The sequence below is a fragment of the Azospirillum sp. UENF 211521 genome (assembly GCF_058780535.1).
This window is the reverse complement of record NZ_JBSNCF010000001.1, coordinates 1,749,280-1,761,862: the sequence shown is the minus strand read 5'-3', so window position 1 is coordinate 1,761,862 and position 12,583 is coordinate 1,749,280. Positions and strand designations below refer to the sequence as shown.

General features: G+C 70.5%; 8 protein-coding genes. 5 read left to right on the top strand and 3 right to left on the bottom strand.

The genetic code is table 11. From position 1 onward, the window contains the following. Window positions 1-109: 109 nt before the first annotated feature. From ACWPN5_RS08240 to ACWPN5_RS08230, 3 genes are all read right to left on the bottom strand, one after another. On the bottom strand, window positions 110-1,165 hold the full coding sequence (locus ACWPN5_RS08240; RefSeq protein WP_145687133.1) for a helix-turn-helix transcriptional regulator: 1,056 nt from the start codon (window positions 1,163-1,165) through the stop codon (window positions 110-112). A 151-nt stretch (window positions 1,166-1,316) separates the two neighbouring features. After that, window positions 1,317-1,724: a glycine-rich domain-containing protein gene (locus ACWPN5_RS08235; protein WP_492295152.1), complete on the bottom strand. Its 408-nt coding sequence runs from the start codon at window positions 1,722-1,724 to the stop codon at window positions 1,317-1,319. A 520-nt stretch (window positions 1,725-2,244) separates the two neighbouring features. Further along, window positions 2,245-2,952, bottom strand: a complete 708-nt coding sequence (locus ACWPN5_RS08230) for a Crp/Fnr family transcriptional regulator (protein WP_145687137.1) — start codon at window positions 2,950-2,952, stop codon at window positions 2,245-2,247. A gap of 371 nt (window positions 2,953-3,323) precedes the next feature. Here ACWPN5_RS08230 and ACWPN5_RS08225 point away from each other — a divergent pair, with 371 nt between their 5' ends. From ACWPN5_RS08225 to pfkB, 5 genes are all read left to right on the top strand, one after another. Beyond that, window positions 3,324-5,603: an ATP-binding protein gene (locus ACWPN5_RS08225; RefSeq protein ID WP_492295151.1), complete on the top strand. Its 2,280-nt coding sequence runs from the start codon at window positions 3,324-3,326 to the stop codon at window positions 5,601-5,603. After that, on the top strand, window positions 5,596-6,078 hold the full coding sequence (locus ACWPN5_RS08220; RefSeq protein WP_200478240.1) for a response regulator: 483 nt from the start codon (window positions 5,596-5,598) through the stop codon (window positions 6,076-6,078). Before ACWPN5_RS08225 ends, ACWPN5_RS08220 begins: the two co-directional genes overlap by 8 nt. Window positions 6,079-6,082: 4 nt before the next feature. Then, a complete protein-coding gene (locus ACWPN5_RS08215) occupies window positions 6,083-9,010 on the top strand; it encodes a PAS domain S-box protein (RefSeq protein ID WP_492295150.1) in 2,928 nt (975 codons plus the stop codon). A 67-nt stretch (window positions 9,011-9,077) separates the two neighbouring features. Continuing rightward, window positions 9,078-11,576: a phosphoenolpyruvate--protein phosphotransferase gene (gene ptsP / locus ACWPN5_RS08210; RefSeq protein ID WP_492295149.1), complete on the top strand. Its 2,499-nt coding sequence runs from the start codon at window positions 9,078-9,080 to the stop codon at window positions 11,574-11,576. Next, window positions 11,573-12,559, top strand: a complete 987-nt coding sequence (gene pfkB / locus ACWPN5_RS08205) for a 1-phosphofructokinase (RefSeq protein ID WP_492295148.1) — start codon at window positions 11,573-11,575, stop codon at window positions 12,557-12,559. The genes ptsP and pfkB overlap by 4 nt, the downstream gene beginning before the upstream one ends. Window positions 12,560-12,583 lie beyond the last annotated feature (24 nt).

Sequence of the window (12,583 nt, the reverse complement as noted above, 5' to 3'; positions counted from 1 at the left end):
AGCGGAGCCGGAACCGCGCCGGACGTCCGCCATATGTATGCACAAGAGTGCGTTCATATCCAGGTATTCGCGCGGCCGGCGATGCGTCGGGCACCATACCCGGATTCGATCAGGCGCGCGACCCGAAATGCCAGCAGATCGTCGTCACCTGCCGGACGATTCCCGCCTGGTTGCGCAGCCCCGTCTTGCCCAGGATGGACGAGACCTGATTGTAGACGGTGCGCCGCTCCACCCCGCGATCCTCGGCGATCTCGTCGACGCTCCGCCCGCTGCACAGGGCCAGCGCGATCTCGGCCTCCGAGCCGGTGATCTGGAGAAGCTCGGCGACGGTGCGCGCCGAGACGTCGGGCATCACCTCCGGATCGACGAGGGTCAGAAGCAGGATGCCGTTCATCGGACCGCCACCGCCGACGCTCTGGGCCGGTGGCTCCGACAGGGTGGCGAAATAGGGCGCCGGCTGGTCCAGGCGCGACACGCGCAGCGTGATCGGCGTGCGGGTGCGGCGGCGGAAGAAGCCGGCGGCCCGCTTGGAAAGCTCCGCCTGCTCGGTCGGGGCGTCGGGGATGCACAGCCGGCCGCCGACCACGGACAGCGCGTCGCCCCGCGACAGGATCGAGGCGAAGGACGCGTTGCCGTCGATGATCTGGCAGCGCGGCGTCAGCAGCGCCGCCGGGTAGGGCAGGGCGTCGAGAAGCCGGACGACGAAGGAGGGCCGGCCGGACTGCGGCAGCACGCTGCCGCCGTTCAGGGAAATCAGGCTGTCGTAGCCGCCCCGGACGCTGTCCTGGACGTTGCTGGTGACGTCGCGCCGGATCTGGTACCACCAGCCGTCCGTGTCGTCCAACCGCTCGTAGGTGATCTGGATGACCCGCCCGTCGGAGTGGAGCGTGAAGGACTGCCAGAACCGGTTGAAGCGGCGGAGGTCCTCGGCGTAGCCGATCCACCGCGCCGGGTCGGAATAGATGGTGTCCGAGCTGAATTTCTTGTGCTTCACGCACTCCCACACGATGTCGCGGAACGTCACCGAGCGCGAGAAGTCGATGAAGGGATAGATCGTCTTCTGCTTGTCGTTGGTCGCCAGCAGCGTGTCGCTCTTGTCGAAGACGGTGAGCGCCGCGTTCATGTCCCGGGCGCGGCTGGAGAGGTCATGGACGAGATCGGACATCACTCATTCCTCCCTTCACCGCGGGGTTGACGGAGCGCCCCCCGACCAGGGCCTGGGGCGCCGGTCGAGGGGCGTGCAATGCACTGCCGTTGGAATGAATTTAGCAGAAAACCGCCGGCATCATGCAACGGTCAATACGATGGTATGACGCTCAGGCCGCCTCGACCGTGAGATAGCAGCCGGCGAGCTCCTCCGTCCGCAGCTCCACGCCGAGCGTCGTCCGGAAGGCGTCCTGCGTGTTGGCGACGGCCTTCTGCCAGGCGGCGGCGTCGGGAGCGTCCGGATGGTGATGGACGCGGGCGCCGACCAGCCGCTTCATGTCCGCCTCGTAGCGGTCCATGAACAGGATGTGCTCGTGCCACGCCGCGTCCGCCGCCTTCGTCGGCACCAGGATCAGGTTCGGCTTCGCCGCCACGACGACGAGGAACTGGCGGTAGGCCTCGACCAATTCCGTGGCCTGCTCCGCCGTGTAGCCGGCCGTCTCGAGCCGCGCGTTGATGAAGGAGAGGTCCAGGTTCGCCGGCGGCACGGACGGGAGGCGTTCGCTGTTGTCGTTCATTCTCGATGATCCTTTCAGAAGGGAATGAGGGTCACTGCGGTCCTGGATGGCCTCCACCCGATGACGCCGGCCGGTCCGTCGCGGCGGGACGGCGGCCTCCGGCCCGTCCGGGCCGGTTCGATCGAGGAGAGGTGGCTGGCGGCGCTCCGCCGGCCGGGGCGCGGCACCGGCCGGGCTTGGTCCGGCTGCCGCCGGGGACAAACCGCCAAGGCTGCGTTCGTGTGCGCGACGCGTCCCGGTCGCTCGTGCACCAGGCCCGTCATGCACCCCTCCTGCATACCCGAGTGTATCTTAGTATCGGTTGTGCAAGTGCTCAAGAGCATATCGTGTATTTGTATTGAATCTGAACATTCAATTCTTTGCGATTGCATTCATACGCAACCAATTCCATGAAAGTCGTGGCGTGCGCCATGGATTCGAGGCCTCCGCGCAAAACCGGGGCATCGCATCGCGCCGTTCGGACGCATGAGCCTTTGCTTCGACGGGAATGGGATCAGGGGTAGGGTGGGGACGCCGCCGCTCAACCGTCCAGCGCCACCGCCTCCAGCGCCGGCAGGTCGCAGGCGAAGACGTTCGGCGCCTGCTCGACGACCAAGCCCGCGCGCTTGAACTCGGCGATGGTGCGGCTGGCCGTCTCCATGCCGACGCCGAGCATGGCGCCCAGATCCTCGCGGCCCGACAACAGGACCGGTTCGTCCGGGGCGTCGGCGGCGAGCTTCAGGAACAGGCGGGCCAGCCGCCGCCGGGCGCTGCCGGTGGACAGCTCGGTCAGCCACTCGTCGGCCTGGTGCAGGGATTGGTACCAGCGTTCCATCAGGCGGCCGTGCAGGCGCGGCGTCTCCTTGCTCAGCCGCTCGACCACCGCGCGGGGCAGGCGGCAGGTCTCGGCTTCCTGGAGCACGACGGCGGTGTGCTCGTAGGGCTTGCCGACCAGAACCTCAAGCCCGGCGACCGCGCCCTGGCGGAGCAGCCGGACGATGCGCTGCGTGCCGTCGGGGAGGAACTGGACCAGCTTCACCAGACCGCCGCGGATCGTGTAGAGGGAGCCGCCCTCGTCCCCGGCGCTGTAGAGCGTGGCGCCGGGCTGGAAGCGCAGTTCGTCGATGGGGATGTGGATCAGGTCGAAATCCTGGTCGCGCAGGTCGCCGAACAGGACGAGGTCCCGGATGGCGCAGCTGCTGCAGCGCGCGGCGCCCAGCCGCGCGGCGTCGATTCCGTTCCGATGCACCCCTGCCCGCCTTCCGTCCGCCGGACCCGTTCCGGTTCCGCCCGAAGCTCCGGAGCGAATTTTACGCGATCCGGTCGAAAAGTTCCAACCGCGTGGATCCGCCCCGGGCGACATCCCGTATCCTGTCCTACCCCTTCTTCCCACGTTGCGCGCAGCGAAAGGCAATCCATATGACCAATCGCTTATGCCCTTGTTCTGAAGTGGTATTGTCTCAGTTCCCCACCGTTGATAACCAAAGAGATGCCCGCCACGTCAAACATTCGACATTATCTGGAATCATCGAATAGACCGGACGGCGAGCAGGGCATTAAGGAGCGACCTATTGGATTGTCTTTGGTTTCGGAGTGAACGCTGCCGCGAGGATCAGCGCCATGACCGTTGGTGATTTGGACCTCGACGCCTGCAGCCGGGAACCGATCCATCGCCCCGGCAGCATCCAGCCCCACGGCATCCTGTTGGCCTTCTCCGGAAGCGACGCCGGCGACACCCTGATCCAAGCCAGCGCCAACGCCGCGCCGGCGCTGTCCCTGCCGCTGGCGCAGGCGTTGGGTCAGCCGCTGGACCAGGCGCTGCACCCGCAGATCGCCACCGCCGTGCGCTCCTTCCTCGCCGCCGGTCCGGTTCCCTCCCGCCCGGTGCCGGTCATCTTGACCGACCTGCCCGGTGCCGGCCGTCACCAGCTTCTCGCCCATGCCGTCAATGATGCGGCGGGCAACCGCGTGGTGATCCTGGAGCTGGAGCGGCTGGACGGGTTGGAGACCAACCTCCTCGACCACGTCTACCCGCGCATGCGCGAAGCGCTGGAGCGGCTGGATGCGCTGAACGCGCCAGCGGACCTTCTGAGCTGCGCCGCGCGGGAGGTCCGGGCGTTGACCGGCTTCGACCGCGTGCTGATCTACCGCTTCGACGCCGACTGGCACGGCACGGTGGTGGCGGAGGACGGGAACGGGCGGCTGCCCTCCTACATGGACCTGCGCTTCCCCGCCTCCGACATTCCCACCCAGGCGCGCGAGCTGTACCGGCTGAACCGCCAGCGGCTGATCCCCGACGCCGGCTACGCCCCGGTGCCCCTGGTCGCGCTGTCCCCGGTCCCCGATGGCGCGCCGCCGCTCGACCTCAGCTTCTCCGTCCTGCGCAGCGTGTCGCCGGTGCATGTCCAGTACATGCGGAACATGGAAACCGCCTCCTCCATGTCGGTGTCGATCCTGCTGCATGGCGCCCTGTGGGGGTTGGTCTCCTGCCACCACCACGAGCCGAAGGCGGTGTCCTACGCCGTGCGCTCGGCCTGCGACCTGATCGCCCAGATCCTGTCGGTGCGCATCGCCGCGGTGGAGGACCGGCGCGACGCGGAGCACCGCATCGCCCTGCAATCCATCCAGGCGCGGCTGCTCGCCGCCATGGCCCAGGCCGACCCCTTCATCGCCGGCCTGACCGAGCATCCCGACGACCTGCTGCGCTTCGCCAACGCCAGCGGGGCCGCCGTCGTCTTCGAACGGCGCTGCACGCTGGTCGGCGACACCCCGACGGAAGAGCAGGTGCGCGACCTCGTGGACTGGCTGGCCAGCCAGGGCGAGCCGGAGCAGTTCGAGACCGACAGCCTGCCCGCTCTCTACCCGGCTGCCGCCGGCTTCGAGGGCAAGGCGGCGGGACTGCTGGCCATTGCCGTGTCGAAGCTGCACGCCAGCTACGTGCTGTGGTTCCGGCCCGAGGTGGTGCGCACCGTCCGCTGGGGCGGCGACCCGCGCAAGCCGCTCGACCGCGACGGGGTGGGCCTGAGCCCGCGCGCCTCCTTCGAGACGTGGAAGGAGACGGTGCGTCACCGTGCGCTGCCCTGGACCGCGGCGGAGCGCGACACCGCCGCGGCGCTGCGCCACGCCGTCATCGGCATCGTCCTGCGCAAGGCGGAGGAACTGGCCGCCCTGTCGCGGGAGCTGGCGCGCTCCAACAAGGAGCTGGAGTCCTTCTCCTACTCCGTCTCCCACGACCTGCGCGCGCCGTTCCGCCACATCGTCGGCTACGCCGAGCTGTTGCAGGAGCTGGAATCGGACCGGTTGAGCGACACCGGAAAGCGCTATCTGAACGTCATCGTGGACGCGGCCAACAGCGCCGGCACCCTGGTGGACAATCTGCTGCACTTCTCCCAGATGGGGCGCAGCGAGCTGACCCCCGTCTCGGTGAACATGAACGATCTGGTGGCGGAGGTGCGGGAGACGCTGGCCCCCGACACCGCCGGGCGGGCCATCGAGTGGGACATCGCCCCGTTGCCCACGGTGCGCGGCGATCCCGTGATGATGCGGCTGGTTCTGCAGAATCTTTTGTCGAACGCCATCAAATATTCCCGCAACCGGGAACCGGCGCGCATCGCCGTGGGTTGCGAGGACCGACCCACCGAAACCCTCTTCTTCGTCAGGGACAACGGGGTCGGTTTCAACCAGGCTTACGAGAAGAAGCTGTTCGGGGTGTTCCAACGGCTGCACCGCAACGAGGAGTTTGAAGGCATCGGCATCGGTCTGGCCAATGTGCGCCGCGCCGTGGACCGCCATGGCGGACGGACCTGGGCCGATGGGCGGCTCGACAAGGGGGCCATCTTCTACTTCACGCTGCCGAAGGCCGGGGCGGCGAAACCCGATCTGCGAGACCTCGATGAGTGACCTGAAACCCATCCTGCTGGTCGAAGACAACCCGCGGGACCTGGAGCTGACCCTGGCGGCGCTGGAGAAATGCCAGCTCGCCAACGACGTGATCGTCGCCCGCGACGGCGAGGAGGCCCTGGGCATGCTGACCCGGCGCGACCCGGAGACGGGCAAGCCGACCCAGCTTCCCGCCGTCGTCCTGCTCGACCTCAAGCTGCCCAAGATCGACGGGCTGGAGGTTCTGGAGCGGGTCAAGAACGACCCCGAGACCCGGCACGTCCCCATCGTGATGCTCACCGCGTCGCGCGAGGAGAGCGACCTCGTGCGCAGCTACAAGCTGGGCGTGAACGCCTTCGTGGTGAAGCCGGTGGACTTCAAGGCCTTCTTCCAGGCGATCCGCGACCTGGGCGCCTTCTGGGCGATCCTGAACGAACCCCCGGTCGGCTGCGCCCGCCGCCCGGCCGGAACCCCGCCCGCGGGAAAAGGCGCCTGACGGAATGCCCTCCGCAATGCCCTCGGCGGTGACCATCCTGCATCTGGAAGACAGCCCGCTGGACTGCGAGCTGGCCTGCGCACGCCTGCGCAAGGCGGGAATCTCCTGCGACGTGACCCGCGTGGACACCCGCGCGGCCTTCGAGGCGGCGCTGGTCAAGGCGGCGGCGGACGGGCGGCGCTTCGACCTGATCCTGGCCGACTTCTCGCTGCCCGACTTCGACGGGCTGGAGGCGCTGGGCATCGCCAAGGCCCGCGCTCCGGAAACCCCCTTCCTGTTCCTCTCGGGCCGCATGGGGGAGGAGACGGCGGTGTCGGCGCTGAAGTTGGGCGCGCGCGACTATGTGCTGAAGCAGCGGCTGGCCCACCTGCCCGCGGCGGTGGAGCGGGCGATCGTCGAGGCGCGCACCCTGGCCGAGCGGCGGCTGGCCGAGGAGAATCTGCGCCGGCTGCGGCAGGCCATCGACGACATCCGCGACTACGCCATCGTCACGCTGGATCCGGAGGGCCGCATCACCTCGTGGAACGAGGGCAGCCGCCGCCTGTTCGGCTACACCGAGGAAGAGGCGCTGGGGCATCCGCTGTCCCTGCTCTTCGCGCCGGAGGAACGCTGCGCGGAGAACATCCGCGGCCTTCTGGCCAGTGTGACGGAGAAGGAGCGCTGCGAGGTCGAATGGATCCACGCGGCGCGCGACGGGCGGCGCTTCTTCGGCTCCACCGTGCTGACCGTGGCGCGCGACGCCACGGGCGCGCCGGCCGCTTATTCGGTGGTGGTGCGCGACATCACCGACCGCCGCGCCTCGGAAATCGCGCTGCGCGACAGCGAGGCCAAGTTCCGCGCCATTGCGGAAAGCATGCCGCAGCTCGTCTGGTCGGCTCCGCCCGACGGTCTCCCCGACTACTACAACCTGCATTGGTTCGCCTACACCGGCACCCGGCCGGAAGCGATGACCGGCACCGCCTGGATGGAGGTGGTCCATCCGGACGACCGGGCGCGGACCGCCGCCCTGTGGACCAGCGCGGTGCGGTCCGGCGGCTCCTACGAGGTCGAGTACCGGCTGCGCGGCGCCGAGGGCCGCTACCGCTGGTTCCTTGGGCGGGCGGTGCCGCTGCGCGACGGCGACGGGCGGATCACCCGCTGGTTCGGCACCTGCACCGACATCGACGACGCGGTGAAGGCCCGCGCGGCCCAGGCCGACGCCCGCGAGGATCTGGAGCGGCAGGTGGCCGAGCGCACGGCGGAGCTGGTGGCCGCCAACCGCCGGCTGCTGGGCGAGGTGGCGGAGCGCCAGCGCGCCCAGGCCGACCTCAGCGCGCTCTACACCAAGACGCCGGTGCCGCTGCACTCACTGGACGCCGAGGGCCGGCTGCTGAGCGTCAGCGACCGCTGGCTGGAGTTCATGGGGTACGAAGGGCGGGGGCAGGTGCTCGGCCGCAACATCGCCGACTTCATGCCGCCGGACGTCGCGCGGGAGCATCGGGAGCATCGCTGGCCGGAGCTGCTGCGGCTCGGCGCCTTCCAGGACATGCCCTACCGCTTGGTCAAGCGGTCGGGGGAGATCGCCGACGTTCTGGTCTCCGCCCGGATCGAGCGCGACGGGTGGGGCGGTTTCCTGCGCACCATGGCCGCCGTGGTCGACGTTTCCGCCCGGCTGCGCGCCGAGGCGGAGCGCGAGCGGGCCGAGGAGGCGCTGCGCCATTCCCAGAAGATGGACGCGCTGGGCCAGCTCACCGGAGGCATCGCCCACGATTTCAACAATCTGCTGACGGCGATCTCCGGCAACCTGGATCTGCTGCTGTCCCGTCTGGACACGGCGGAGCGGGGCGACCTGCGCGACTACGCCAGCCACGCCAAGGTCGGGGCGACCCGCGCCGCCGGGCTGACGCAGCGCCTGCTCGCCTTCGCCCGGCGGCAGCCGCTGCGCCCCGACGCGACGGAGCCCTGCGTTCTGGTCGAGGGGATGGAGGACCTGCTGCGCCGCACGGTGGGCGAGCAGGTGTCCATCGCGACCGACTGCCCGCCCGACGTCTGGGCGGCGTGGTGCGATTCCAACCAGCTGGAGATCGCTCTCCTGAATCTGGTGGTCAACGCCCGCGACGCCATGCCGGACGGCGGGCGCATCACCATCACCGCGGCCAACGCCCGTCTGACGGCGGCCGACGTGGCGGGCGACGCCTCCGGGGCGGCACCCGGCGACTATGTGGTCCTGACCGTCGCCGACACCGGCATGGGCATGCCGCCCGACATCATCAAGCGCGCCTTCGACCCGTTCTTCACCACCAAGCCGATCGGGCAGGGGACCGGGCTGGGCCTGTCGCAGGTCTACGGCTTCGTCAGCCAGTCGCACGGGCTGGTGCGCATCGACAGCGAAGCCGGGCGGGGCACCGCCGTGCGCCTCTACCTGCCGCGCTGCGACGGAGAGGAGAGCGTTGGACTCCCGCAGGGGGGCGCTGCGGCGCCGGTCGCTGACGGCGCGATGGATGGTGTGGCGGACAACACCGCCGGAACCGTTCTGCTGGTCGAGGACGAGGCGCTGGTCCGCATGGTCGCGGTTCAGGCGCTGGAGGACGCCGGTCTGGACGTTGTCGAGGCGTCGGACGGGACCGAGGCGCTGGAACTGCTGGATGGCGGCCTGCGCGCCGATCTGGTGGTAACCGACGTCGGGCTTCCCGGCATGAACGGCCGGCAGCTCGCCGAGGCGGTGCGGGAGCGGCGGCCGGAGCTGGGCGTGCTGTTCATGACCGGCTATGCCTACGACGCCACGCTCGGCACCGGCATCCTGGAGCCCGGCTGCGAGGTGCTGCAGAAGCCCTTCGAGACGACGGCGCTGGTCGCCCGCGTCACCGGCATGCTGGCCAACATGCGCGGTGGCGGCGGTGCGGGAGGTGCTGGCACCCTGCGCGAATCTGTCCCGGAACGCCACTGCGACTGATGCGTTATCCTCCTCTAAGGACGAGTCCGGCCCCGCGCATGGACTCCGCGCGGGGGGAGGACGGGCGATGCTTCAGGTCTCCGAATCGCAGGTGCGCCTTGGGCTTTCGGCGCCGGACAAGACGGAGGCCATCCGCATCGCCGGGCGGGCGATGGTCGACAGTGGCCTGATCGAGCCCGGCTACATCGACAGCATGCTGGGCCGCGAGGCGGTGTCCGGCACCTATCTCGGCAGCGGCATCGCCATCCCCCACGGGCTTCCCGAGGCGCGTGATCTGGTGCGGCGGACCGGCGTGGTTGTCGTCCAGTTCCCGCAGGGCGTGGATTGGGGCGGCGGGGAGCCGGCGCGGCTGGTCGTCGGCATCGCCGCCAAGTCGGACGAGCACATCGCCGTGCTGCAACGGCTGACCGGCGTGCTTGGCGACCCGGCGGAGGCCGCACGGCTGGGCAGCACGGGCGACCCGTGCGCCATCATGGCCGTGCTGAACGGCGAGGCGCCCGCGAGTGAGCCGGTCGCGGTTCCCATCGATGGGGACTCCATAGACGTCACCGCTCCCTCGCCCCACGGCCTGCACGCCCGCCCGGCGACGGCGCTGGTCGAGGTCGCCAAGCGCTTCCGCGCCGAAATCGCCGTCCGGCATGGCGGCGCCACGGCCAACGCCAAGAGCCTGATTTCCCTGCTGCGGCTCGGCGCGTCGGGCGGCCAGCCGCTGACCGTCACCGCGTCGGGCGAGGACGCGGTGGCAGCACTCCAGGCCATCCGTGCCGCCTTTGATGCCGGGCTGGACGAGCCTGTTGCTGCGGCGGCGCCCGCGAAGGAGGCGGCGCCGCGGACCGTTCCGGCCGATCTCGATTACGACGGGCGCGTGATCGCCGGCATCTCCGCCTCCCCCGGCGTCTCCACCGGCCCGGTCTGGAAGTTCCAGCGGGAGGAGCTGACGGTCGCCGAGACCGCCCCCGATCCCGAGGCGCAGCACCGCCGGCTCGATCAGGCGCTCGCCGCCGCCGCCGCCGACCTGCGCAACCTGTATGAGGAGTTCTGGAAGAAGGCCGGCGCCGCAAAGGCGGCCATTTTCAAGGCGCATCAGGAGCTTCTCGACGATCCCGAGATGGTCGCCGAGGCGCATGCCCTGATCGGCCAGGGCAAGAGCGCCGGCTGGGCGTGGCGCGCGGTCTACGAGGAGCGCGCCGGCACGCTGGCCCAGCTCGCCGACCCGCTGCTGGCCGGGCGGGCCGCCGACCTCAGCGACGTCGGACGCCGCGTGCTGCGGCTGCTCGCCGTGGTGACGGAGAGCGTGGCGGCGCTGCCGGACCACCCCGTCATCCTGCTGGCCGAGGATCTGGAACCGTCCGACACGGCGAAGCTCGACCCGGCCAAGGTGCTGGGGCTGTGCACGGCGGGCGGCGGCGCCACCTCCCACACGGCGATCATCGCGCGCTCGCTGGATATCCCCGCGGTGGTCGCCGCCGGGCCGTCGGTGCTCGACTTGGAGAACGGGCGCGCGGCGATCCTCGACGGCGACGGCGGCGTGCTGGTCGCCGACCCCAGCGAGCGCGACCGCGGACGTGCCGCCGAGGCCCGGATCAAGGTGGGCGAGCGGCGCGAGGCCGAGCGGCTCGACCGCTACAAGCCGGCCATCACCACGGACGGACGGCGCGTCGAGGTCGCCGCCAACATCTCCGATCCGGCGGAGGCGGTGCAGGCCGTGGAGGCGGGCGGCGAGGGCGTCGGGCTGATGCGCACCGAGTTCCTGTTCCTCCAGCGCGATCTGCCGCCGGACGAGGAGGAGCAGTTCGTCGCCTACCGGACCATGGTGCGGGCGATGAACGGGCTGCCGATCATCCTGCGCACGCTGGACATCGGCGGCGACAAGAACGTCCCCTATCTTCGCATGCCGGCGGAGGGCAACCCCTTCCTGGGCGTGCGCGGCATCCGCCTGTGCTTCGAGCGGGAAGACCTGTTCCGCACCCAGCTCCGCGCCATGCTGCGGGCCTCGGCGGAGGGGCCGGTGCGCATCATGTACCCGATGATCGCCGCTCCGGCGGAGCTGGAGCGCGCCAAGGCGATCACCGAGGCGGTGCGGCGGGAACTGGACGTGCCGCCGGTCGAACTCGGCATCATGATCGAGGTGCCGTCCGCCGTGATGATGGCCGACCGGCTGGCGCGGGAGGTGTCCTTCTTCTCCATCGGCACCAACGACCTGACTCAGTATGTGCTGGCGATGGACCGGCTGCACCCGGTGCTGGCCCCGCAGGCCGACGGGCTGCACCCCGCCGTCCTGCGCATGGTGGAGCGCACGGTGGACGCCGCCCGCCGTGCCGGAATCTGGGTCGGCGCCTGCGGTGGCGTGGCCGGCGACCCGGCCGGGGCGGTGCTGCTGTCCGGGCTGGGCGTCGCCGAGCTGAGCGTGGCCATTCCCGCCGTTCCCTCGGTCAAGGCGCGGCTGCGCGCCATCGCCATGGCCGACGCCGAGCGCACGGCCCGCGACGCGCTGGACTGCGCCGACGCGGCGGAGGTTCGGGCACTGGTCCGTCACCGTTTCGCCGACGCCGGAGGCGTGTCATGAGCGCACTGTCCACCCCACACCCCGGCGTCGTCACCGTGACGCTGAACGCCGCCATCGACCAGACGCTCGACGTGCCGGGTTTCGCCGCCGGAGCGGTCAACCGGGCGGTCGCCGAGACGCGGACGGCGGGTGGCAAGGGCATCAACGTCGCCGCCTTCCTGGCCGGCGCGTCCCTGGCCGGCGGCGTCATCCCCGTCACCGCCACCGGCTTTCTCGGCGAGGAGAACAGCGCCGTCTTCGACACGCTGTTCCGCCGCCGCGGCATCCGCGACCGCTGCCTGCGCTTGGCCGGCCGCAGCCGGGTGAACATCAAGCTGGTGGACCGGGAAGGGCGCTCCGTCACCGACATCAACCTGCCGGGCCTGCATGTTCCGGCGGAAAGCTGGCGCGGGCTGCTGACCGTGGTGGACGACCTCGCCGTCACCAACCGGACCTTCGTCCTGTCGGGCAGCGTTCCGGCGGGCGTGCCGGACACCGCCTATGCCGAGATGGTCACCGCCCTGCACCGGCGCGGCGCCTTCGTGGTGGTGGACGCCAGCGGCCCGCCGCTGCGCCACGCCGTGGCCGCCCGCCCGGACATGGTGAAGCCCAACGCGGCGGAGCTGGCCGAACTGCTGGGCCGCCCGCTGAAGGATCGGGCCGAGGTGATGCGCGCCGCCCGCGAGCTGTCGGAGTCCGGCATCGCGCTGGTCGTCGTGTCGTTGGGGGCCGAAGGGGCGGTCTTCGTGGAAGGTGGCCGCGCCCTGCTGGCCGTGCCGCCGCCCGTCGAGGTCGCCAGCACGGTCGGCGCCGGGGACGCGATGGTCGCCGGGGTCGTGGCCGCCCGTCTGGAGGGCGGTGGGCTGGAGGAGTGCGCGCGGCGCGGCACCGCCTTCGCCGCCGGCACGCTGTCCCGCCTCGGCCCCGAACTGCCGCCGCCGGAGCGGCTCGCTGAACTGATGCGGGCCGTTCGGGTGGAAGACGCGCGGGTGGAAGAACTGTAAGGCGCTTTCAGCGCCGGAGGGATC